Source organism: Xenorhabdus khoisanae (genome assembly GCF_001037465.1).
In the GTDB taxonomy this organism is placed as follows: domain Bacteria; phylum Pseudomonadota; class Gammaproteobacteria; order Enterobacterales; family Enterobacteriaceae; genus Xenorhabdus; species Xenorhabdus khoisanae.
Genome location: NZ_LFCV01000151.1, coordinates 1 through 24257 on the forward strand (window position 1 = coordinate 1; position 24257 = coordinate 24257).

The following is a 24257-nucleotide window of genomic DNA, read 5'->3' on the forward strand; positions in this document are numbered from 1 at the left end:
AGATGTGTATAAGAGACAGGAATAATATTTATGTTTATATCATGGCATAAATAATGAGCAAGTTCAGTATTTTCTGCATCAATAAATAAGCTGATCTCTGAGTTTGGATGTTTTTTCTGCAAAAATTTTATTAATGGCTGAGTGCAGATAAGATCACCAAGCCCATTTCGTCGTAATATCGCTATTTTCATGTAGGATTTATCAAGTTAAAAAATTATCATGTCTAATTTGTTTAACTATAACGAAAAATATAAATCAATGGTATTGGCTTTTTATCTACTTATTATTTATTAGGTGTATTTCTGTTAATATATGCTGAAAATAGATGAAAAATTAGCACAATGTGTTATCTGATGATAAATGTTATATCTTAATAATTTACAACTTCGTATTTGGAGGAAACTTAATTTGGGGTGTTTACCATCTACTCTGTTATGGTACATACTTCATTTCAGCTAGATTTGGACTAACATTATTATTTGATATTTAAGGTTTTTTGTAATTTTTAAGAGGGGATTCAATGAATTTAGTTGAGAGATTGGCGTCCCCTGCAAGCACCCAATCGCATGATTGCAGTAACAGCACAGGAATTTCAGAAGTTCTTTAGTGATGTTGTTACGGAGACAAAATCATGAACCAGTTAACAATAAATAACACTATTCGGACGCTGGTGGCAAAAATAGCCAAACAGGAAAATCTTAAAGTGGCGTGGCCGAATATGTCATTTGATGACATCAACGATCCGTAGTGTTACTACTACCAATGGTAGTTCAAGCCGAACAACCAGATAAAGATTTTATTATTGAAGCGATAAATGATGTCTGCTCTCAACATACTGATCCTGAATTTTGCCGATGGCAATTGGAAAACATTACTGCAATTTCGGGGGTGATTTCACTGAACTATGCTAGTTGCGTTCGTAATAATGAACACACAAAAGATTGTAGTAAAACAGTAGAGGCATTTAACTATATACAAGGTCAATATGATAAAAATATGACTGAAATGAAAAAATAGTTACTATAAGTAATGTCTTATGCATTGACATAGCCCAGCAAGTCTGGGCTTTAAGCTCGAGTTTGTTTATTAATAACCCATCATGAACGCCCCGAAAGTTGAACATCAACGATTAAGGTGCAGGACAGCCCATAGGGGCTTTTTTATTGTCTGTTTTTCTGTAATATTATTGCGCCTCAAATTTGTTACACGAAAACTTCCCGGAGAAAAAATGAAAAACAAAAAGCTAATAATCATTGGTGCTATTGTTGTCTTTGTAATTATGTTTTTTAAACTTTTGTCAGAGAATCTAATCTCAATGTAATAATATAGCCCTGTAATGGGCTATTGTTTTTTGGGAATCAAGAAATACCATTATTGCCAGAATGAAAGGGATAAAATGAAAAAGCTACTTATGGCATTAATGCTTATTTTAACAGGATGTGATACTGATTATAGTAAATATAACGGAGTATATACCTGTAAAATAGGTCGACTAATGAATTATGTAGCAGCAGACCAAGGAAGTGAATATTCTTTTCCTCTGGGGACAGCGAAAGCCAGAATGACTTTTAGCAATGGAGTTATGATCATTCATGGAATGAAGTCAGGTGATTACGTTGGACATGAAATGACTATGACCGTACCGTCAGTAACACCGGATGGCAGGAAGCTAATGTCAGAACAGATGTTTAAATATGATGATGGTGAATTCAATGAAACCTTTTTCCCTAAATACGCTATAGCTACACTTTCGGTTGGTAGCCCACGTGACGGCATAATGCAGCAGCTAACTAACTGTAAAAAAGAACAATAATAATTTACTTGAAAGCCAAGAAAAGCCCCTTACAGGGCTTTTTTGCAGTTGGAATATTCTTTTCGAGTGTGCTAGCTTATTACCCGGTTGAGCACTAATATGTGTGCAGTTCTTTAAAACTCGGTGAGTGCCAGTCCTGAATATGTGTTGGGACACCCTCCTGAGCAGGAGGTTATTATTCCTGACTTGCTCTTTAAACAAATTAAGTGTGCTGACAAAGTACACATTATATCGGAACGCTCTAGGCTTTTTTGGAGCAAACAATTCTCTTTAAACGGATTGGTTATAAACCACAAGCCCGTTACAATTAATGCCCCGCCCGTGTGGGGAGTCTAAGTAAGTTTGTTCTTTAACATCTCTGTGCTGAAAAAGCACAAGCCATCCTAGAATTAATGTTTTCATTATATTTTCATATGCAAATTATGATGTGAATGAATAATTCTATGACTTAAGCACTAATCTTTACTAATCCCAAAATTTAAAACCACGTAATTAACCTATGCAATTATTTTGCATCGGGCGTTTTCGCATGGATTTTTTCTACCTAATTAAACCAAATAAAAAAGCCAGCATTTTCGCTACTGGCTTTTGGCTTCCTATTGGAAGGAGAATACAAATGTTGGATCTGACTTTAGCAAACCAAACAGCCGCTGTCACTATGTCAAGCATTAACTTCTTGAATGAAATTATCAATCCAGCTCGAATCTCTGCGGGTGAAAAAGAAGTTGAGAATCGTCATTTTATTGCTCGTATTGAGGATGAACTTGATGATTTAGGGGGCGCGGAAACTTTTTACGTGACCACTACTCAGGGAGCAACACGCAAGGTTAAAGGTTATACACTTACGATGGAGCAAATGACTCTTGTTGGTATGCGTGAATCAAAAGCTGTCCGCCGCTCTGTTCTGGAAAAATTAAGGCGATTGCAAGAAGGAAAGATTTTACCCAGCAACTATATTGAGGCATTGGAATCGCTTCTGAAATCTGAAAAGGAAAAAGTGGTAATTGCTGCGGAACGCGACAGAGCTATCGAAACAAAAGCATGGATTGGTCACAGGCGCGAGGCTACTGCAATGGCAACCGCTTCGGTTGCGGTTCGTGAGCGGAATAAACTGGCAGAGCGTTTAGGTGAAAGTAAAAGCCGTGCAACAGTGTTAGCTGTTGAAAGAGCCACGGAAAGAAAGTTTAGATGGCAACCCCTGAAGAAATGGTGCAAGGAAAACAAAATAGAACCTCATACTGCGCCCGATGAACGATATGGCACGGTGAGATCATGGCCTGCCACAGCATGGTTAGCGGTGTATGATATCGATTTATCTAAACTGCTCTAGCGGATGATTCAAGACCTAGCATCAAGCCAAGGATGGCTAAAACCAACCCCTTTCTCGTGGCTATTTTTCACCCATTAAGTTGATAATAGACATTCATTAAACTACAATTGAATTACAATGTAATTCAGTGAGGGGTTTTATCATGGCTGCAAACCAGTTAGTTCAGGCTCGTATCGACGGTGAGATTAAGGAAGAAGCGGCGGCTGTTTTGGCTGCGATGGGGCTGACTGTCTCAGATGCTGTTCGTATGATGTTAACGCGAGTAGCAAGAGAAAAAGTGTTGCCGTTTGAACCTTTGATACCGAATGAGACAACAATAGCTGCAATGAAAGAGTCTCGTAAAGGCGGCGGTAAGTCATTTTCTACAGTTAAAGACTTAATGGCTGATCTCAATGCGGACGACTGACTACACAAGCCAGTTTAGGAGAGACTACAAAAGAGAGAAGAAAGGTCGTCATCGGGAAATTCTTGATGATGCACTTACGACAGTAATTGAATTATTGTCCTCCGATAGCTTGCTGGAACCGAAATATTGCGATCATGCCCTTTCTGGGGAATGGAAGGATTTTCGGGACTGTCACATTAGGCCTGATTTGATACTAATTTATCAGAAGCCCAATGCTGACATATTACGTCTTGTTCGTCTGGGTTCTCACTCAGAGCTTGGTTTGTAATATTTTTGATAAATTATAACTAACCCGCCCCGCGCGGGTTTTTCATTTCTAATGCCGCTTAACTGCGGTTTTTTCTTTTATAGGTACTTACATGGCTATTGAAGAATTTAAATGGCGAACCCAAATTCAAGACTCACCCAGTGGTGAATTTAAACACCGAATTAAAGTCGTTGAGTTTGGTGATGGCTATAAACAGGTATCCGCTGACGGGATTAACCCCGAAACCCAGTCTTGGCCTTACTCCTACACCGGACTTAAAGAAGAAGTAATGCCTATCTTCCAGTTTATCCGTAGGCACACCTTAAAGTCATTTATCTGGACGCCGCCATTTGGGGAGAAAGGGTTATATCGAGTCAAGGCAGATTCAATAACCATGCTCCCTATGGCAGGTGGTGTTATGAAAATATCAGCAACATTTGAACAGGCATTCAGCGCATGAAAATTAATGCAGATCTCCAACGCCTTGAGTCGGGGAATAAGATTCTTTTGTTTTCTGTTGATGGTTCCGCCTTTGGTGGGCCAGAACTGTACTTCCATAATTACCCCACTCCTTATACAGAAAAGGAATTGGAAGGCGATATAGACAGCTTACCGATTAAATCTATCTGGTGGCAGGGCGTGGAGTATAAACCTTGGCCTGTCAAGGTCGAGGGGTTGGAGGTGAATAGCGATGGTCGTTCAACTTCGTCCACACTCACTGTGGCTAACCTTGATGGCACCATTAGCGCAATGTGTCTGGCTTATCAGAATATGGCTCAAGCGCGTGTCACTATTCGTATGACGTTTGCGCATTATCTGGATGCGCGTAACTTCCCGGAGGGTAATTCAGAAGCTGACCCCACACAGGAGAAGATCGACGTCTACTATATCGATAGCAAAACCCATGAGGACAATGAAAGCGTTCAGTTTGCGCTGTCTTCACCTGCTGACTTGCAGGGGATTCAAATTCCTACCAGACAGATACACAGCCTTTGCACGTGGTGTATGCGTGGGTTATATCGTAAATCGCCATGTGGCTACACAGGGACGATTATTGCCATCGTTCACAGTCACCCCGACGCCACAACACAGCCTAGCCAATTAGACATTGCCCAGTGTGACCTGTCACAAATCCCGTGGGTGATCGTCTCTTGGCCCGAAGGAGATATTCGTACGCTGATGCCAACCGAGGGAATCAAGCCGCTCATTGGTCGCCCGTTCGTGCATGGTATCTGGGACTGTTACGCCATTGTGCGTGACTGGTATCGGCTGGAGCGTGATATTGATATCCCGGATTTTGAACGCTCAGAGAGCTGGTGGGAGCGCGGTGAAAACCTGTATATGAAAAACTATGCGGCGGCTGGATTTGTGGAGTGCAGCGGGGAATTACAGGTGGGGGATGTGATCATTATGCAGGTACAGGCCAAAGAGCCTAACCATGCCGGGGTGTATATCGGTGAGGGCTTGATGTTGCACCATATGTACGGACAACTCAGTCATCGTGTGCCCTATAGTGGGTACTGGCAGGAACGGACAATCATTACCCTGCGTCACAGGAACCCACCCGCTTCGGCGGGTTTTTTGTTGGAGTAAATCATGAACACACTACGAATAATAAGGTTGTACGGGGTCTTGGGTGCCCAATTCGGGCGAGAGCACCGGTTAGCGGTATCGTCCCCTCAGGAGGCTGTCAGGGCACTGTCTGTCCTGATTGACGGATTCGAAAAGTTTCTGCTGACCGCGAAAGAGCGGGGCCTAACCTTTGCGGTGTTCAGCGGAAAACGCAATATCAGTCAGGATGAGCTGGAGTTTTCCGGTGAGGACGATATCGAAGGGGTAGGATATCAGGTTATTTCTCATAATGAGCTTAAGGATTACTTTCTTACTCGTATAAATTAATATGGCACAGAAAAAACCTAAAAGAATAAAAGCGCCTCAGGAAGTTCAGGAAAAATCTGTCAGGCTTAAGCTTGGCCCTGAATTTAACGATAATTCAGAAAACAGGCCGCCAGAATTTTCTTTAAGATATCTGCAAGATAATTACTGTGTAAGCAGTTGTGAAAGGGATGATAAGGCGGCTTTATCTGACAAATTATTCCGGCTTAGCAAATTAACATGGGGTCAAATAAAGCAACAACATCGACATGCGCTTGGATTTGAAAAAATCCATAGAACGGCAATAAAACCCTCCATCCCTGCGCACATAACAGAAGATGTTAACCTTATCGCTTTTAGGTTCAGTGGTATGAAGCCCATGGTTGGTTATAGGCGTGATTCCACTTTTTTCATTGTATGGCTGGATAGAAATTATACGCTGTACAACCATGGGTAAAGAATTAACCCGTCTCACGGTTTTTATATAAGTAGCATTATTCCATATCCTACTTGTACCAACCCACACAACCCCAATCAATTTATTCAACCATCAACACTCGTTAATATATCCGGGCTGTCCAGCAATTAATAATTAAACAAGGAAATAGTATGTCTGACGTTATTAAGCCTGAAAACGAATGTCCATTCGATCCAAAACACTATCAGTGTGATTGCTTTATTGCGCCGGTGGGTTCTTTCTCTTGGGCTTTGATTCAATTAAAACTACGCAAGCGTGTTATCCGTTCTGCTTGGAAGAATTGCTAAGGGAATAATGAGATGTATCTGGCTATCACTCCACGTGTTAATGACCTGACCGTAGAGAAAGATAGCGCTTATGCGGTTGATGGTGTAGCCGTTGGGACTCAGTACGATTACCTGACCCATATCGATCTGCGCAATGAGTATGGTAACTTTGTACCGTGGCAGCCAACACAAGAAGATATGATGGCGTGTGATTGGAGTCTGATTAAAGAGTTAGGTGATATGTTGGTTTTCGATCTTAAATCGGAGTTTGACGAAGACTCTAAATATTATGGGTACTTAAGCGAAAACAAAATAAGTGATCCTGATGCAAAACCTATGGGTACATTAATTATTACTCAGAATGCGACAGATATTAAGAATATGTTAATATTCCATACTATTATTCAAGATTCAGGTTATATTCATTTTTCTGTATCATTTGATGAAATTGACACTCAAAAAGTAATGGAATTATTTAATAAAAATCTTTATGTTAAAGTCGATGATATAATTCATAACCTCGGAAAAGCTTCCGAATGGAGTAAAGATATAACAAATTCCACGTATGGTGTTTTATATTACAATAGCTCGACTAATGATGCCGAAAAATTAGGCAATATATTAAAACAAACAGGCGAAACCAAACGTTTCTACTGCAACTGGCGCGATGAATAAATCACCGGGCTACGTTCTAAATACAAGGCCGCGCACTGCGTGGCCTTCCCCTAACCCCTTGACTGCATTATTCTCTGTTCCTGTGATAGAAATAAGTAAAATCAATCACTTATGTAAATAGGATAATTATCCCCCTTTTAACCCATTGATTTAATTGAATTCCGTCACTGTGCAGGAAATAAGCAAAATCAACGACTTAGCTAAAGGTGGGATTTCTCACCTTTAATTCAGTATCCTTCCGTTTCAAACGGAGGGATGAAAATTAACTACGGGGATTCCTTGAGTTTAAGAGGGCCTATTACCGTGGTTCTCACTTCGTCCGGTCATTCAACGAAACTTTCCGCTCAGTCATTGGCTGAAAATTTAGCCGATGGGTATGCGAAAAATTTCTCACACCTAAGTAACCCTTTGATTCTTTCGAGGTCTTCACTTTGGCTGTGTTGTTTTATAAGGCTTTTACCGGACGGCTTAGATTCAAGATCTCGCGTGTCAAAGATGGTTGGAATTTCCACCGCCTGTAGATGACGCAAATTTGCGTCATGATAAAAATCAATGGATTATCTTTCCTATGACTCACTACCGACGATATTCGTCGTTAGTCACTGAGTTCCAACCCTGTGAGGGTAAAATGTATCATGGAAATCGTTATACCCAAGGTGGGATATCACATCTTAAAGATGGTGGTAATTTCCCGATTTCAAATCGGACAAATGTTTGTCTGATTCCCATATGCTAAAGGGCAGATTTCCGCCCTTTAGTGATGGCGGTTGCACTGTTCTAGATAGTTACCACTTTATCCCTGATATCTTGTCAATATGGTCAGCGAACCATTGCATCATTTCTCGGCGTTTATCTAGGTATTGGGCGTGATTATATATACCGCGAATGCTATTGCGATCAGCATGTGCTAGCTGACGCTCAATTATATCATGGCTAAATCCATGCTCATTAAGGATGGTACTGAATTGGTGGCGGAAGCCATGACCACTAGCGATTCCATCGTAACCAATTTGCCTTATCACCTGTAATACGGCATTCTCGCAAATTGGTTTTTTCTTGTCATTTCTACCAGCAAATACAAAATTAGAAATACAGGACGTCATAGGATGAAGGCTTTTTAGCAATGAAATAACCTGATTTGACATCGGAACTACATGTACTTTTCGGTTTTTCATTATTTCAGGCTCTATTGTAATGAGTTTATTGTCAAAATCGACATTGCTCCATTTCATACTACGCAGTTCATTTGTGCGCAATGCTGTATACTGTAAAACTTGGGTAGCAACTCTTGAAATAATGCTGCCTGAATATGATGACAGTGCCTGATTAAATGCGGGAATTTGGTCTGCTGTCAGAAATGGGAAATGCTTCTTCTTGTACCCTGTCATTGCGCCCGCCAAATCTGGGGCAGGGTTATATTTCGCTCTGCCAGTCACGATTGCATAGCTGAACACTTCTCCACATCTGCGCCTTGCCTTGCTTGCTCTTTCCATAGCGCCGCGTTCTTCGAACTGGCGGATCACTTTGAGTAGAACCATTGGTTCTATTTCGTCCATTGTCATATGACCAATGCTAGGTAGAATATCGGCCTGAAACATGCTTTGTAATTCTTTTGCGTATCTTTCAGACCAGACAGCTTGTTTGAATTGATACCATTCATTATAAATAACAGCAAAAGTATCAGAGGATTCATTATCTTTCTTTTTTGGTGTGACTGGTTCGAGGTCTCCACCATTAGCAAGGACAGACTTAGCCTCAGCGTGTTTTAATCTGGCAGTGATTAGCGGTACTTCTGGATATGAGCCAATAACATAAGTTTGTTCTTTCCCATTTTTGCGGTACCTAAAACGCCAAATCTTACTGCCTGTTTTTGATACAAAAAGAAACAACCCTCCGCCATCAGCTAGGCGATATGGCTTATCTTTTGGCTTAGCTGATTCTATCTGTTTTATCGTTAGCATGTGGGCATCCTGAGTGGGGTTTAAAATGATGCCCCAAAATATGCCCGCATTTTGCTGGTACAGTCAAGTTATGCACGGTAACAGTAGGTTACACTAATTTGGCTTTAAATAAGGATTTTTTGAGTTGTTGGTTACATCAGGTAATGCGAGGTAATGAGAGATTGGCGTCCTCTGCAGGAATCGAACCTGCAACTAGCCCTTAGGAGGGGCTCGTTATATCCATTTCACTAAGAGGACAACGAAAACAAGTATACCTGTTTTTTTTGCCGGAGATAAGGTACAGCGAGTCGTTTGCCTATATAATCGCCACTCTTTTTGATTACCATTAATGAAAAATTGGCAGTATATTTAACATATTGGGTACATTGACCGGTATGCACTGTGATAGTCGATGTCTAAAAGTAATTATGTGGAGAACAATATGAAGTATCGTCTAAGCGGGGTTGCTCTTTCAGCCGTCTTACTTGTGGGATGTGCTAGTTCATCGAATACGAATGAACAAGGCCGCTCTGATCCGCTGGAAGGGTTTAACCGCGCTATGTTCAACTTTAATTACGATGTTCTCGACCCTTATGTTTTGCGACCTGTTGCCGTAGCATGGCGTAATTATGTGCCAATGCCTGCGCGAAATGGTATTGGAAATTTTACGAGCAACCTTGAAGAACCCGCCAACATGGTTAACAGTTTTCTACGTGGTGATATTCATGAAGGCGCAAAACACTTTAGCCGTTTCTTTTTAAACACTCTTTTGGGTATGGGGGGGCTTATTGATGTAGCTTCCATGGCGAATCCTAACCTGGCAAAAGAAGATTCAGCGCGTTTTGGTAGTACATTGGGGTACTATAATGTGGGTTATGGCCCGTATGTTGTTCTGCCGGGTTATGGCAGTTTCACACTGCGTGATGAAGGCGGTAACTTTGCGGATATGACTTATCCTGTGTTGAGTTATCTCACCGGCTGGATGTCAGTAGGAAAATGGATGTTTGAAGGGGTAGAAACTCGTGCCCGTCTTCTGGATTCTGACGGCCTGTTAAAGAATTCTTCCGATCCTTATTTGATGATGCGTGATGCTTACTTCCAACGCCACGATTTTATGGCCAATGGCGGTAAATTGGAGCCAGAAAAAAATCCTAATGCAGCAAGTATTCAAGATGAGCTAGATTCCATTGATTAATCAGGGAACTACAATCGAAAAAGGATAGCAAATGCTATCCTTTTTTAGATTATGGCATTCAGTTCTAACGAATATTAGAACGTGTAGTTAAAGTTCACGCCATATAACCATGCAGTCCCTTTGGAATCGAACTCATAAGGTGCAGTGAATCTGGCGTCTACTTTTTGAATATCTTCTGGCAGTTTTTCGCTAACATGTACTTTTTTACCACGCATATAGGAAACGCCGACATCCACGGAAGCATCTTTATTGAATGCGTAAGTCGTTCCCACGCTTAACCAGAAACGATCCTGATCAGGGATGGAGATGGAACGATTTTGGGCTGGTACAGGGCTTTCATCAAAGGCGATACCAGTACGGAATGTCCAATTATCGTCATAATAGTAAGTTGTACCTAAGGAAATACGGTAAGCATCACGGAAACCTTCGTGCTTCTCAAATGCAACGTTACCTGTATCACTCCTCGTTGCTTTTAATTCCTTGAATTCACTCCAGCCTGTGTACAGGAAGCTATAATGAATTGCCCATTGTGGTGCAACACGGTTATAGCCAGAGAATTCCCACATATCAGGTAGGTTCAGATCCAGCTTACCTTTGACTGTTTTACCGTTAGTACCACTTTCAAAGAGTGTTGGGATGTATGGCAAATCATTGCTGTAGTCACCGCTTTTGAACTTAACTTTGACTTTTGAACGGTAAGTCAGACTATAGCGGTTATTTTCGTCATATTGATATAACAAGCCTGCGTTCCAGCCGTAGCCCCAATCTTTACCTTCTAATCTGGCAGCTTCAGCCGCTGCTGGAATCGTGATTGGAATACCTTTTTTTTGTGCTCCAGCAGTAATTATAGGACCTGCTTCACCCATATGACGAACAATTTTGGCATCGGCATAAACAGCATTGACACCTAAGCCAAAGCTGAACTGATCATTAAGTTTGTAAGCACCGCTTAGGTTTAGGTTCACGGTCTTAAGATCAGTTTTACCGCCGAGCAGGCCAGCCGTATAGTTATTGCTGAAATTGGTTGCCAGGCCAAAATTGGAAGTCGCAGATGCACCGACAAACCACTGATCATTGATTGGGGTAATGAAATGCAGGTTTGGAATCCAAGCACTTGGTGCGATGTTTTTAGCATCAGTACTCTTGTTGCCGCTTAACGAGGAATTACCTGTAATGTCAACATATGGCTTGACATAAATTAAGCCGCTGGAGAACGATGGGCGATCAAATAAGGTCATGGCTGCAGGGTTACGGCTGCCAACGGTAGCGTTTTCAGCGATGACACCTTCCCCAGAAAATGCACGACCTAGTCCTGATGATGAATACTCATTCAATTGAAAACCGGCAGCACTAGCGTTGGATGAGATAACTGCAACCGCCACTGCTAATGCTGAACGTGTAAATAGGTTTTTCTGGCTCATAACCAAAACCTCATTATTTAATTATTATTTAACATGCTACTCAAGTAGCTGAGAGCGCGGGATTGTAGAGTCGATTTGCCATAATGACAAATCAGACCAGTGCACGAAGTATAGGCTTGATAATAGAATATGTTGCAAGAATGTTTTTAAAATATAACCAAAATGATTGCTGAAATGGGACTTGCTTAACAAAAATACGACAACCAGTGTTAATAGAGTGTAAACGGAGATTTGTTAGCGTGATGAGATCAATAAATAGTGAGATAAATGCTGGTAAACAGTGTAAATACTGGTTATCGATAGTCGTGACCACGTAAAATTATCAGCAAGTTTTTACTGTTGGAGAAATAAGAAATGCCTGATGAAATTAACCGCTGTAGTGTAGAAGAAACGGCTGCTTGCTGTTGTGTTGATGTAGGAACTGTCATTGATAATGAAGATTGCACTGCTTCTTATCAGAGTGTTTTTGCCAGTGAGCAAGAAGCTGAAATCATGCTTAATGCTTTGACTCAAAAGGTAAAATCAGTGGAATCAGAGCCATGTGTGATACACCATAGAATCGAAATGGTTGATGGTGGAGCACAATTATCTGTGGATTTCACTTTTAGTTGTCAGGCAGAAGCTCTGATCTTTCAGTTAGGATTGCGCTAATCTACTCTGAATAACCGTTTTCCCATTGTTTTGCTATTTCAAACAGTGGGAAAATTGATTGCCATCTATTGTAGATAATGATCTTTTTTTATATTTCTATCGCACATTCTCCATTCAAGTTGTATAAATTATAAATACCTTAAAGTTGCGCTTGCTCGCATTTTTCGTTTATTCCTGTTTGCTATTTTCCAACATTGCGTTAACAATGCTCCATCAGGTCTGACCTCTTGTGAGGTGAGTGAATTTTTTTAATCAATCAATTGATTTAATTAATGATTATTGTCAGGAGTTGCTATGGGTCGTTCTTCAACAAAAGTAACACAGAAAAAGGAACGTGTTGCTATTGTCAGCGGGTTGCGCATTCCTTTTGCAAAACAGGCAACTTTCTACCACGGTATTCCGGCTGTTGATTTGGGAAAGTCTGTTGTCAGCGAGCTGATCATTAGGAGCGGTTTGTCGCCTGAGAAGATTGACCAATTAGTTTTCGGGCAAGTTATTCAAATGCCGGAAGCACCGAATATTGCGAGGGAAATTGTCTTAGGAGCAGGTTTAAGTGTGAATACCGATGCCTATAGCGTTTCCCGTGCCTGTGCGACAAGTTTTCAGGCAATTGCAAATGTGGCTGAAAGTATTATGGCGGGTACAGTTAATGTGGGTATTGCCGGAGGTGCAGACTCTTCATCTGTTTTACCAATCGGGGTGACTAAGTCGTTAGCTCGTACTTTGGTCGATATGAATAAGGCTAAGAGTTTGTCTCAACGGCTAAAATTACTCAGCCGATTGAAGTTCCGTGATTTATTGCCGGTATCCCCTGCCGTTGCTGAATATTCAACGGGGTTAAGAATGGGGGATACGGCAGAGCAGATGGCAAAAACCTATCATATCAGCCGTGAAGATCAGGATGCATTGGCGCATCGTTCCCATGTGTTAGCCGCTAAAGCTTGGGTGCAGGGGCTGTTGAATGATGAAATTGTATCGGCACATTTCCCTCCATACCGCGACACGTTGCTTGAAGATAATAACGTTAGAAAAAATTCAGTTCTGGCCTCTTATGCTAAATTGCGCCCGGCTTTTGATCGTAAACATGGCACTGTCACGGCAGCGAACAGTACGCCGCTGACAGATGGAGCCGCAGCCGTTATATTGATGCGCGAATCGGTTGCCAAAGAGCTAGGCATGACGCCATTAGGATATCTACGTAGCTATGCGTTTTCGGCAATTGATGTTTGGCAAGATATGCTGCTGGGACCATCTTATGCGACACCATTGGCGCTGGATCGTGCAGGTATCACTTTGGACGAACTAACACTCATTGATATGCATGAAGCGTTTGCTGCTCAAACACTGACGAATTTAAAAATGTTTGCCAGTGAGAAATTTGCCCGTGAAAAGTTGGGGCGTACTCAGGCAATTGGTGAAGTGGATATGGATAAATTCAATGTATTGGGTGGATCAATTGCCTATGGGCATCCATTTGCCGCAACGGGGGCCAGAATGGTTACCCAGACGTTGAATGAATTGCGTCGTCGTGGCGGTGGTCTTGGGCTGGCGACCGCCTGTGCCGCTGGTGGTTTGGGTGCAGCAATGGTATTGGAGGTAGAGTAATGGCTCAGGCTGAACAAGAAACTGTCATGTCAACGACACAACCGAAACAATCAGTATTCAATTTCTCGGTTAGGGAAGACAAGGTGGGGATCATCACCATTGATGTGCCGGGCGAGAAAGTCAACACGCTGAAAGCTGAATTTGTTGAACAATTCCTGACAATGTTTGAGAAAGCACAACAAGTGTCTGGTTTGAAAGGGCTGGTGATTGTATCTGGTAAGCCGGATTCTTTCATTGCTGGTGCAGATATCAGCATGATAGCAGGCTGCCAAACTCAGGAAGAAGCAACAGAATTGGCCGAAAAAGGCCAAAAATTATTTGCGCAGATTGCTAATTATCCTTTACCTGTTGTCGCTGCTATTCATGGTGCGTGTTTAGGCGGTGGGCTGGAATTGGCTTTGGCTTGTCATGCCCGTATTTGCTCTTTGGATGACAAGACACGTCTTGGTTTACCGGAAGTTCAGCTTGGATTGTTGCCGGGCTCGGGAGGGACTCAGCGCTTGCCTCGTCTGATAGGTGTCAGTGCTGCTTTGGACATGATACTGACTGGCCGTCAACTCAAGGCAAAACAGGCACAACGGTTGGGCGTTGTGGATGATGCTGTGCCTTTGGACATCTTGTTGGATGTTGCTGTGCAATATGTCAAAAAAGGTATTGCCAAACGCAAGCCATTGGCATGGTCACAGCGTATATTGGCGAGCGCATTGGGCAGGCCGCTGTTATTTCATACGGTACATCAAAAAACCCGAGCAAAAACTCACGGCCACTATCCCGCACCAGAAAAAATCATCAATGTGATCCGTACTGGTTTGGAAAAAGGGCTGGATAAAGGTTTTAAGGCTGAAGCCAAGGCATTCGGTGAATTGGCGATGTCGCCGGAATCAGCCGCATTACGGAGTTTGTTTTTTGCTTCGACTACGTTAAAAAATGAAACTGGCTCATCAGAGCAGCCTGCTGAGATTAAACATGTAGGCATTTTGGGTGGTGGGCTGATGGGCGGTGGTATTGCCAACGTTACCATCACACGAGGGAATTTGCCTGCCCGCATTAAGGATATTAATGAAAAAGGTATTAATCAGGCGCTGAAATATACATGGGATCTCCTTTCCAAGCGGGTAAAACAGCGTCGTTTGAAACCAAGCGAGCGTTCTCAGCAGATGTCTTTATTGACAGGAACCACAGATTATAGCGGATTTAAGCAAGCAGATATTGTGGTTGAAGCTGTATTTGAAGATTTGGTATTGAAACGCAAAATGGTCTCAGAAATTGAAGAGAACACCAAACCTGAAACTATTTTCGCTTCTAATACTTCTTCATTACCCATTCACAAAATTGCTGAAGTTGCTACTCGTCCAGAGCAGATCATTGGTCTTCACTATTTTAGTCCTGTTGACAAAATGCCGTTGGTCGAAGTTATTCCACATGCAGGGACAAGTGAAAAAACAATTGCAACTGCTGTTGCACTGGCTAAGAAACAGGGAAAAACGGCTATTGTTGTCGGGGATAATGCAGGGTTTTATGTGAACCGCATTCTGGCGCCTTACATTAATGAAGCCGGTTATTGCTTGTTAGAAGGGGAACCCGTTGATCATATCGATAACGCTTTGGTGGACTTTGGTTTTCCTATTGGCCCAATCAATTTATTGGATGAGGTCGGTATAGATGTAGGCACCAAAATCATTCCTATTTTGGTCGAACAGTTGGGGAATCGATTTGCTGCGCCGGAGATTTTGGAAGCGGTCTTAAAAGATAATCGGAAAGGCAAGAAGAATAGCCGGGGTTTCTATTCGTATGCGAATAAAAAGAACAAATTCTGGTCATTCGGGAAGAAATCCAAAGAAGTTGATGTATCCATTTATTCCTTATTAAAAATCAAACCTACTGTAAAAATGTTACCTGCTGACATTGCCCAACGTTGCGTGATGCTCATGTTGAATGAGGCAGTTCGTTGTTTGGACGAAGGAATTATCAGAAGCCCTCGTGATGGTGATATTGGCGCTGTATTTGGTATTGGATTCCCGCCATTCTTGGGCGGGCCATTCCGTTATATTGATAAGCTTGGTATTGATAAGGTTGTAGAAACTTTATGTCGTTTGGAACAGCAGCATGGAGAGAGATTTACACCATGTGAAGGTTTAATTCAGATGGCTGAACAGAAAAAGAAATTTCACTCATAACGTACGATTTTTCTTAAATCAATCAAAACGGCTCTTTTAATCAAGAGCCGTTTTTTATAGAAAATAATTGATATTTCTTAATGGTCTTTATTTTTCATGTAAGAGGAATAATAGTAAGCGCAACAGTAGATATATAAACTATTTTTAGCCATTTTATTTCCACTTGTTTTAGGGCAGAATGCCAATTAATCCTAATTGAAACGTTTTTTTACCCAACATTAGCTTGTTAATATCAAATTAACTTATTTAATACCGTATAACCAATGGATTGCTTCAAGAAGTGCCAGATTGTGTATTGTCTTGAGGCTGGTTCACAATTAACTAGACGGTGAATTATGTATGTTTTTATTATGCGTCATGGTGATGCTGCTTTAGATTCAATCAGTGATGCAACCCGGGAGCTTACACCTCGAGGGTGTATAGAATCACAGAAAATGGCTTATTGGCTTGAGCAGCAAGAGCCTGATATTGATTCTGTTTTGGTCAGCCCTTATATCCGAGCAGAGCAGACCTTAAAAGTGGTTCGTGAATATCTGACATTGCCTAACAATGAGGAAGTGTTAGACGAATTAACGCCTTCGGGTGATGTAGCATTGGTTGCCAGTTATTTACAAGTTTTGTCAATACAAGGGCACAAATCTGTATTGGTGGTTTCCCATTTACCGTTGGTCGGTTATTTGGTTTCTGATCTCTGCCCCGGGCAAACTCCTCCGATGTTTGCTACATCCAGCATTGCTTGTGTGAAATGGGATAATCAGACTGAAAAAGGGAATTTATTATGGCAAACTTCCCCGGCACAACTAGCGGCCAAATTCTAATCTCATACTGAGAATCAATTAACTAACGCTGCGTGAATTCTTCCATTTCGATCAAAATGAGCAATGCAGCGTTCCCTCCCCACCCTCTGGGTGCCTGATGGAAGGCGATAACATCAGGATGTTGAGCAAGCCATAAGGGTGTTTGTTGTTTGAGAATATGTTTACCGTGACCATGCATAATGCAGGCGCAGTAGACGTGTTCACGGCGACAAGCTGCAACCAAAGCCCCAATCTCTTGTTTGGCCTGCAATTGGGTCAATCCATGTAAATCCAGAAAAAGCTCAGGAGAATAATCTCCACGGCGTAATTTTTTTAATTCATAATGATTGGCACCTTCCCGAATGTAACGAATCGGGCCTTCCATATCCAAATTGGGTTGGAATTCATCGGAAAAATAGTAACTGGCATCAACCTGCTCTTGCATAAGACGCTCAGGGGCGACATGGCTTATTTTTTTTCTTTTCGGGGTATGGGTAACCGTATCTTGAACAATGCGACGGGTTCCCGCAACAGACGTTCTGAATAGACTGATGTCTTCTTTGTTTAGTAGATTTTTCTTCTTCATTACACGTTAATTCACTCACAAATTTCGGTAAGTGTACCTGATTTTTTGCGATTTTTCTTAGAAGCTATCGTTTTAAGTAACAAGTTGTTCACAAAATGATTTGACAATCGTGTTTGGTTATAAAATAAATGTATATACAACATGAAAACTGATATCAATAAGAAAAAATAACAGGACGATAATAATGTCGATTGAACTGAAAGATACCGATGTTATTTGGCGTAATGCCAGACTTGCCACAATGAACCCTACATTTAATAACATTGATGGCAAAAATAATTATGGAATGTTAGATCAGCATGATCTCATTGTTCGGAATGAAAAAATCTTAGCGATTTTGCCGACAGATAGCGTACCAACCAACAACTGTAAAATTATCGATGTGGAACAGAGATTAATCACACCCGGATTGATCGACTGTCATACTCACCTTGTTTTTGGTGGTAATCGCGCATCTGAATGGGAACAGCGTTTGAATGGGGTTTCTTATGAAGAAATTAGCGCCAAAGGTGGGGGAATTAACTCCACGGTCAACGCCACTCGCAATAGTTCGGTTCAACAATTGGAGAAATCCGCCCAGAAGCGCCTCAATGCGTTGATTGCTGAAGGCGTAACAACCATTGAAATGAAATCAGGCTATGGGTTGGATCTGGAAAATGAAGAGAAACAGTTGAATGTCGTGCGGGCACTGGCAGAGAAAAACCCCATTGAAATTAGCCCAACACTGCTGTCTGCTCATGCAGTTCCACCTGAATATAAACACAATCCTGATGCCTATATTGATTTAGTTTGTGATTCCATCCTTCCCACACTTTGGCGGAAGCAGTTATTCGAATCCGTGGATGTGTTCTGCGAATCTGTTGGTTTTAATCTCAACCAGACTAAACGTCTGTTTGATGCAGCCAAGCGTCTGAATATCCCTGTAAAAGGCCATGTTGAGCAACTTTCTAATTGGGGAGGGAGCGAACTGGTTGCTGAATACCAGGGCTTGTCAGTTGATCACATAGAATATTTGGATGAAAAGGGAATTGAAGCTATTAGCCGTAGTGGAACGGTTGCCGTGTTGCTGCCTGGGGCATTTTATTTCCTGAAAGAGACTCAGCGTCCGCCTATCGCATTGTTGCGTGAATACGCTATTCCGATGGCTATTTCGACAGATTTTAATCCCGGCACCAGTCCCTTCGCCTCCTTACGTCTGATTATGAATATGGCTTGTGTACAATTTGGTTTAACACCAGAAGAGGCATGGCAAGGCGTTACAATTCATGCAGCTCGCGCATTAGGGCGTGCAAATAGCCATGGTCAATTGGCTGCTGGCTATATGGCGGATTTCGTTGTCTGGGATGCCCACAATCCAGTGGATATTTTATATGAACTGGGACATAACCCATTGGTTTATCGTGTTTATCGCGGAGAAATGACGCGTCACGATCATTTGAATCACTTTGGTGCTAATAGTATTAGCAATAATTAATGGTGGCGAGGGAAAGAAAATGAATTTATGGCATCCAACATCAGAAAACATTTGGCAAGGGCGCAATGATCTTGCAGAAGCAAATAATGCTTTGCGTATATTCCAGACAATAAAACAACCAGCCAGTTTTTCCCCTGAAGAATTTCCTCATCACATTGCGCTATTGGGATTTGAGTGCGATGAAGGAGTCAAACTTAATCAAGGTCGTCCGGGAGCGAAATTGGGCCCTGAATATTTACGTCAATCATTAGCTAATCTGGCTAGTTATGATGGTCATGATCGGCTGGTGGATTTGGGCAATATTCGCGCCAATCCCGAAAAATTAAGTGAGGCGCAAAATGCCCTTAGCGATGCGGTATATCATTGCCTACAACATAATATGAAGACAATGATTTTTGGTGGGGGACATGAAACAGCATTTGCGCATGGAATGGGAATTTATCGCGCGTTTCCGACACAACGTATAGGTATTATTAATTTTGATGCTCATTTGGATTTGCGAAATGCATCGCAGCCCACATCAGGTACACCATTCCGACAGCTTGCCCATTATTGTCAGCAACATCAACGCCCGTTTAATTACTCCTGTATTGGAGCCAGTCTGGCGTCGAATACGCAAGCATTGTTGGATGAGGCTAATCACCTTGATGTTACCATTATTTGGGATACTCATTGTGTTGAGTCCATGATGGACAAAGTACAGCAGCAAATACAAAATATCATTAATCAAGTTGATATTATTTATATGACTATCGATTTGGATGTGTTACCAATTTGGCAAATGCCAGCAGTTTCTGCGCCGGCTGCGTTGGGTGTTCCGCTGGAGCGTTTATTGCCATTAGTTCAACTTATTTGTCAGAGCAAAAAGTTACAAGCCGTAGATTTGGTCGAACTTAACCCCTTGTATGACATTCAAGGTATGGGAGGAAAAGCAGCGGCCCGTCTTGCGTGGCAGTTGGTGCACTGGTGGAATGAATAACTGGTGAAGTAAATAATTGATGAAGTGAATAAAAAGTAAGAAGGAAGCAATAGTGACGGCTGATTTATCAGATACATTTGCCAAGCCAGTGCCTTTGTATGCGAAAGTCAAACAAGCGATTATTGAAAAAATCTATACAGGGGAATGGAAACCGCATGATCGGGTTCCCTCTGAGGCAGAATTGGTCAAGCAATTTAACTGTAGTCGTATGACAGCTAACAGGGCGCTGAGAGAGCTGACAGCAGAAGGCTTTCTATTCCGTCTGCAAGGCGTGGGGTCGTTTGTCTCTGAACCTAAGGGGCAGTCCGCGCTGTTTGAGATCCACAGTATTGCGGATGAAATAGCTTCACGCTCTCATCAGCACAGTTGCAAGGTACTGAAACTTTCTGAAGTCAACGCTAATATGACGCAGGCAGCGGAGTTTGGTATTTCTGTAGGTTCGCTTATCTACCATTCCATCATTGTGCATTACGAAAATGATCTGCCTGTGCAGATTGAAGATCGCTATGTCAATGCTCAAGCTGCGCCGGAATATCTGAGGCAAGATTTTAGTCGGCAAACGGCTCATGACTACTTATCACAAGTAGCGCCTTTGACAGAAGGGGAACATATCGTTGAAGCCGTTGCAGGAGATGCTCGCTCTTGCCGATTACTGCAAATTGAAGCAAATACGCCTTGTTTGTTAATCAGTCGTCGAACTTGGTCGAAAAAGTTCATTGTTTCCAGTGCCAAGCTATTGTTTCCAGGACATCGATATAAATTAAAAGGGCATTTTAGTTCATAGCTCACTTATTTGGTTATAAAAACCTCTTTAACTCCAAAAGGAAAAAGAGGTTTTTTATTATTGATTGTGACGGCAATGTAAAGCAAATGTGATATAAAACACAAAACCAGCAAAAAAATCAGCCAACTTATCACCCGATAAATAATTGTTATATTATTGATTTTTATAGAAATAATAATTTACTCCATACTGTCAACTTTATCTCCGTCACATTTTTGCCTATTGAATATACATGTATATACAACTATACAATTAACAAAATTCATAACGATGAAATAGGTAAAACCGTGACGATACAAAATAATAAATTCAGCAACGTAATTATTCGTGCCCCTAGAGGAACACAACTCACAGCAAAAAGTTGGTTGACGGAAGCACCACTCCGTATGCTTATGAACAACCTTGATCCTGAAGTGGCCGAAAATCCAAACGAATTAGTGGTTTATGGTGGAATCGGCCGTGCAGCCAGAAATTGGGATTGTTATGAGAAAATCGTTGAGACGCTGAAAAATCTGGAAAATGACGAAACTTTATTAGTGCAGTCAGGTAAGCCTGTGGGGGTTTTCAAAACACATGAAAACGCACCACGTGTATTAATTGCAAACTCGAATTTAGTTCCACATTGGGCAACGTGGGAACATTTTAATGAACTGGATGCCAAGGGGCTGGCGATGTATGGCCAGATGACAGCGGGAAGCTGGATATATATTGGCAGTCAGGGCATTGTTCAAGGGACTTACGAAACGTTTGTGGAAGCAGGGCGTCAGCATTACAACGACAATTTAACCGGACGCTGGGTATTGACTGCGGGGTTGGGCGGCATGGGTGGTGCACAGCCACTGGCAGCAACGTTGGCAGGTGCATCTTCACTGACCATAGAATGCCAGCAAAGCCGCATCGATTTTCGTCTTCGTACTAAATACGTGGACGAACAGGCCACTGATCTGGACGATGCTCTGGCGCGTATTGAGTGCTATACCCGTGAAGGTAAAGCAGTATCAATAGCTTTGTGCGGCAATGCGGCAGAGATTTTACCTGAGTTGGTACGCCGTGGTGTTCGTCCTGATATGGTCACAGATCAAACCAGCGCACATGATCCATTACACGGTTATTTGCCTGTGGGTTGGACGTGGGAAGAGTATTGTCGCCGAGCTGATATTGAGCCAGAAGTCGTTATTCAGGCGGCAAAAGCTTCAATGGCTGTACATGTTGAAGCCATGCTGGCTTTCCAGAAGCAGGGTGTACCTACTTTCGATTATGGTAATAACATCCGTCAAATGGCGAAAGAAATGGGTGTTGAACATGCCTTTGATTTCCCGGGATTTGTTCCTGCTTACATTCGTCCTCTGTTCTGCCGCGGTATCGGGCCTTTCCGTTGGGCGGCACTTTCCGGTGATCCTGAAGACATTTATAAAACTGATGCCAAAGTAAAAGAACTGTTGCCGGATGATACCCATTTACACCATTGGTTAGATATGGCGAAAGAGCGTATTAGTTTCCAGGGCTTGCCTGCGCGTATCTGCTGGGTGGGTTTGGGAGATCGTGCCAAATTGGGATTAGCCTTCAATGAAATGGTACGCAGCGGAGAACTTTCTGCCCCGATTGTGATTGGTCGTGATCATTTGGATTCCGGCTCTGTAGCCAGCCCTAACCGTGAAACTGAATCCATGCAGGATGGTTCCGATGCGGTTTCTGACTGGCCATTACTGAATGCTTTGCTAAATACAGCCGGCGGCGCGACGTGGGTTTCCCTGCATCATGGTGGTGGCGTTGGGATGGGATTCTCACAGCACTCGGGCATGGTCATTGTCTGCGATGGTACTGATGAAGCGGCAGAACGCATTGCTCGTGTACTGCATAACGATCCTGCGACAGGGGTTATGCGTCATGCTGATGCAGGTTATGAGCTGGCTATCCAGTGTGCGAAAGATCAGGGACTGAACCTGCCAATGATTGATACAAAATAAGAGGCGTTATTGATATGAAAAACATTACTATTCATCCAGGAAAAATGACGCTTGAAGAATTACGCCATGTTTATCAGCATCCTGTTCACATCAGTTTGGACGAACAATGTTTCCCTGCCATTGAAAGCAGCGTTGCTTGTGTGAATCGCATTATCAGTGAAAACAGAACTGCTTATGGTATAAACACGGGTTTTGGTTTGCTGGCGCACACCCGCATTGCAGAGCAAGACTTGGAAGAGCTACAGCGTTCTATCGTACTGTCACATGCAGCGGGGGTAGGCGAGCCTCTGCCGGATGAAATTGTCCGCTTGATTATGGTGTTGAAAATCAACAGCCTTGCCCGTGGTTATTCTGGTATTCGTCTGGACGTTATTCAGAGCTTGATTACATTGGTTAACGCTGAAGTTTATCCTTGTATTCCGAGTAAAGGCTCAGTCGGGGCGTCAGGAGATTTAGCGCCATTGGCACATATGAGCTTGTTATTGTTAGGCGAAGGTAAGGCCCGTTATCGCGGTGAATGGTTGCCTGCCAAAGTAGCGCTGGAAAAAGCAGGACTCAAACCAATTAACTTAGTTGCAAAAGAAGGATTGGCGCTGCTTAATGGAACCCAAACTTCAACCGCTTTTGCCCTGAAAGGTCTTTTTGCAGCAGAAGATTTACTGGCATCGGCCGTTATTTGTGGTGCGCTGTCTGTTGAAGCGGCCCTTGGTTCCCGTAAGCCATTTGATGCGCGTATTCATGAAGCGCGTGGTCAGAAAGGTCAAATTGATGTGGCAACCCTTTACCGTCTGGTTTTGGAAGAGCAAAGCGGTATCTCTGGATCCCACGAGAACTGTTCTAAGGTCCAGGATCCTTATTCATTGCGTTGTCAGCCACAAGTGATGGGGGCTTGCTTAACCCAGATCCGTCATGCTGCCGATGTCATTTTGGTTGAAGCTAATGCTGTTTCCGATAACCCGTTGGTATTTACTGAAGAAGATGAAGTGATTTCGGGTGGTAACTTCCATGCAGAACCTGTTGCTATGGCATCGGATAATCTGGCTATTGCTTTGGCAGAAATGGGCTCCTTGTCAGAACGCCGTATTGCTTTGCTGATGGACAGCAATATGTCTCAGTTGCCACCATTCTTAGTTGAGAACAGCGGCGTGAACTCCGGTTTTATGATTGCGCAAGTAACCGCGGCGGCGTTGGCGAGTGAAAACAAAGCGTTGGCACATCCTTCCAGTGTTGATAGCCTGCCAACTTCTGCCAATCAGGAAGACCACGTATCAATGGCACCAGCCGCTGGTCGTCGCTTATGGGAAATGGCAGATAACGTGCGTGGGATTTTAGCAATTGAATGGTTGACAGCTTGTCAGGGCATGGATTTTCGCCATGGATTGAAGAGCAGCACAATACTGGAAAAAGCCCGCCATATTTTGCGTGATAAAGTCGCATATTATGATAAAGACCGCTTTTTCGCGCCAGATATTGATGCTGCTATTCAACTGTTGATTGAGCAGCGACTTTCTGCATTGTTGCCTGCTGGCAAGATCTTAGAAAATTAATCACAAACACATCGTTTTTAGGCCGGATAAATCCGGCCTTATCG

The 24257-nt window shown here is 42.5% G+C and carries 23 protein-coding genes, 1 tRNA gene and 2 pseudogenes; 21 read left to right on the forward strand and 5 right to left on the reverse strand.

The annotated features are described in order from the left end of the window. The coding region (locus AB204_RS23630) for a glycosyltransferase family 9 protein (protein ID WP_047964785.1) at window positions 1-191 on the reverse strand (191 nt) is incomplete at its 3' end. 440 nt (window positions 192-631) lie between these two features. Here AB204_RS23630 and AB204_RS23635 point away from each other — a divergent pair. The 11 genes and pseudogenes from AB204_RS23635 (at window position 632) to AB204_RS18175 (ending at window position 7090) form a co-directional block, all read left to right on the forward strand. After that, the gene (locus AB204_RS23635) at window positions 632-748 is read left to right on the forward strand and encodes a DUF4128 domain-containing protein (RefSeq protein ID WP_235428135.1); all 117 of its coding nucleotides are present in this window, start codon (window positions 632-634) and stop codon (window positions 746-748) included. Further along, complete coding sequence (locus AB204_RS18130) at window positions 748-1017, forward strand: hypothetical protein (RefSeq protein ID WP_152671576.1); 270 nt, start codon at window positions 748-750, stop codon at window positions 1015-1017. Before AB204_RS23635 ends, AB204_RS18130 begins: the two co-directional genes overlap by 1 nt. 379 nt (window positions 1018-1396) lie before the next feature. Continuing rightward, on the forward strand, window positions 1397-1813 hold the full coding sequence (locus tag AB204_RS18135; RefSeq protein WP_047964787.1) for a hypothetical protein: 417 nt from the start codon (window positions 1397-1399) through the stop codon (window positions 1811-1813). A 616-nt stretch (window positions 1814-2429) separates the two neighbouring features. Continuing rightward, a complete protein-coding gene (locus AB204_RS18140) occupies window positions 2430-3143 on the forward strand; it encodes a hypothetical protein (protein ID WP_047964788.1) in 714 nt (237 codons plus the stop codon). 142 nt (window positions 3144-3285) lie between these two features. Beyond that, on the forward strand, window positions 3286-3549 hold the full coding sequence (locus tag AB204_RS18145) for a type II toxin-antitoxin system RelB/DinJ family antitoxin (RefSeq protein ID WP_047964789.1): 264 nt from the start codon (window positions 3286-3288) through the stop codon (window positions 3547-3549). Beyond that, a complete protein-coding gene (locus AB204_RS18150; protein ID WP_047964790.1) occupies window positions 3536-3817 on the forward strand; it encodes a type II toxin-antitoxin system YafQ family toxin in 282 nt (93 codons plus the stop codon). The genes AB204_RS18145 and AB204_RS18150 overlap by 14 nt, the downstream gene beginning before the upstream one ends. A 91-nt stretch (window positions 3818-3908) precedes the next feature. Further along, window positions 3909-4256: a phage tail protein gene (locus AB204_RS18155; RefSeq protein WP_047964791.1), complete on the forward strand. Its 348-nt coding sequence runs from the start codon at window positions 3909-3911 to the stop codon at window positions 4254-4256. Next, entirely contained in the window at window positions 4253-5389 is a 1137-nt protein-coding gene (locus AB204_RS23820) for a phage minor tail protein L (protein ID WP_047964792.1), read from the forward strand. The genes AB204_RS18155 and AB204_RS23820 overlap by 4 nt, the downstream gene beginning before the upstream one ends. A 3-nt stretch (window positions 5390-5392) precedes the next feature. Beyond that, window positions 5393-5626 (forward strand): annotated as a pseudogene (locus tag AB204_RS18165) (tail assembly protein); the annotation flags it as partial. A gap of 70 nt (window positions 5627-5696) precedes the next feature. Next, entirely contained in the window at window positions 5697-6128 is a 432-nt protein-coding gene (locus tag AB204_RS18170; RefSeq protein WP_047964793.1) for a hypothetical protein, read from the forward strand. A gap of 152 nt (window positions 6129-6280) precedes the next feature. After that, window positions 6281-7090 (forward strand): annotated as a pseudogene (locus tag AB204_RS18175) (DUF2829 domain-containing protein). Between the two features lie 785 nt (window positions 7091-7875). On the opposite strand, the gene AB204_RS18180 reads toward AB204_RS18175, so the two are convergent. Together AB204_RS18180 and AB204_RS18185 are read right to left on the reverse strand one after the other, a co-directional pair. Further along, entirely contained in the window at window positions 7876-9051 is a 1176-nt protein-coding gene (locus tag AB204_RS18180; RefSeq protein WP_047964795.1) for a tyrosine-type recombinase/integrase, read from the reverse strand. 162 nt (window positions 9052-9213) lie between these two features. Beyond that, window positions 9214-9288: transfer RNA gene (locus tag AB204_RS18185), tRNA-Arg, on the reverse strand. Between the two features lie 184 nt (window positions 9289-9472). Between AB204_RS18185 and mlaA the strand changes: the two genes are divergently transcribed. Then, complete coding sequence (gene mlaA, locus AB204_RS18190) at window positions 9473-10225, forward strand: phospholipid-binding lipoprotein MlaA (RefSeq protein ID WP_047964796.1); 753 nt, start codon at window positions 9473-9475, stop codon at window positions 10223-10225. Between the two features lie 74 nt (window positions 10226-10299). On the opposite strand, the gene fadL is transcribed toward mlaA, so the two are convergent. Continuing rightward, on the reverse strand, window positions 10300-11646 hold the full coding sequence (fadL, locus tag AB204_RS18195; protein ID WP_047964797.1) for a long-chain fatty acid transporter FadL: 1347 nt from the start codon (window positions 11644-11646) through the stop codon (window positions 10300-10302). Between the two features lie 354 nt (window positions 11647-12000). On the opposite strand from fadL, the gene AB204_RS18200 reads away from it, so the two are divergent. From AB204_RS18200 to sixA, 4 genes are all read left to right on the forward strand, one after another. Next, window positions 12001-12297 (forward strand): YfcZ/YiiS family protein, encoded by a 297-nt coding sequence (locus AB204_RS18200; protein WP_084728612.1) that lies wholly within the window; start codon window positions 12001-12003, stop codon window positions 12295-12297. Between the two features lie 294 nt (window positions 12298-12591). Next, entirely contained in the window at window positions 12592-13902 is a 1311-nt protein-coding gene (fadI, locus tag AB204_RS18205) for an acetyl-CoA C-acyltransferase FadI (RefSeq protein ID WP_047964798.1), read from the forward strand. Beyond that, window positions 13902-16079: a fatty acid oxidation complex subunit alpha FadJ gene (fadJ, locus tag AB204_RS18210; RefSeq protein WP_047964799.1), complete on the forward strand. Its 2178-nt coding sequence runs from the start codon at window positions 13902-13904 to the stop codon at window positions 16077-16079. The genes fadI and fadJ overlap by 1 nt, the downstream gene beginning before the upstream one ends. 335 nt (window positions 16080-16414) lie before the next feature. Beyond that, window positions 16415-16897 carry a phosphohistidine phosphatase SixA gene (gene sixA, locus AB204_RS18215; protein ID WP_047964800.1) on the forward strand — a complete coding sequence of 161 codons (483 nt, stop codon included), beginning with the start codon at window positions 16415-16417 and terminating at the stop codon, window positions 16895-16897. A 22-nt stretch (window positions 16898-16919) separates the two neighbouring features. Here sixA and smrB read toward each other — a convergent pair whose 3' ends face one another. Continuing rightward, window positions 16920-17462, reverse strand: coding sequence for an endonuclease SmrB (gene smrB, locus AB204_RS18220; protein ID WP_047964801.1), 543 nt, complete (start codon window positions 17460-17462; stop codon window positions 16920-16922). Between the two features lie 184 nt (window positions 17463-17646). On the opposite strand from smrB, the gene hutI reads away from it, so the two are divergent. From hutI to hutH, 5 genes are all read left to right on the forward strand, one after another. Continuing rightward, window positions 17647-18936 carry an imidazolonepropionase gene (hutI, locus tag AB204_RS18225; RefSeq protein ID WP_047964802.1) on the forward strand — a complete coding sequence of 430 codons (1290 nt, stop codon included), beginning with the start codon at window positions 17647-17649 and terminating at the stop codon, window positions 18934-18936. A 19-nt stretch (window positions 18937-18955) separates the two neighbouring features. After that, window positions 18956-19915, forward strand: coding sequence for a formimidoylglutamase (gene hutG, locus AB204_RS18230; RefSeq protein ID WP_047964803.1), 960 nt, complete (start codon window positions 18956-18958; stop codon window positions 19913-19915). Between the two features lie 49 nt (window positions 19916-19964). Continuing rightward, entirely contained in the window at window positions 19965-20699 is a 735-nt protein-coding gene (gene hutC / locus AB204_RS18235) for a histidine utilization repressor (protein ID WP_047964804.1), read from the forward strand. 287 nt (window positions 20700-20986) lie between these two features. Next, a complete protein-coding gene (gene hutU, locus AB204_RS18240; protein ID WP_047964805.1) occupies window positions 20987-22666 on the forward strand; it encodes a urocanate hydratase in 1680 nt (559 codons plus the stop codon). Between the two features lie 14 nt (window positions 22667-22680). Further along, a complete protein-coding gene (gene hutH, locus AB204_RS18245; RefSeq protein WP_047964806.1) occupies window positions 22681-24213 on the forward strand; it encodes a histidine ammonia-lyase in 1533 nt (510 codons plus the stop codon). The last annotated feature ends 44 nt before the right edge of the window (window positions 24214-24257 follow it).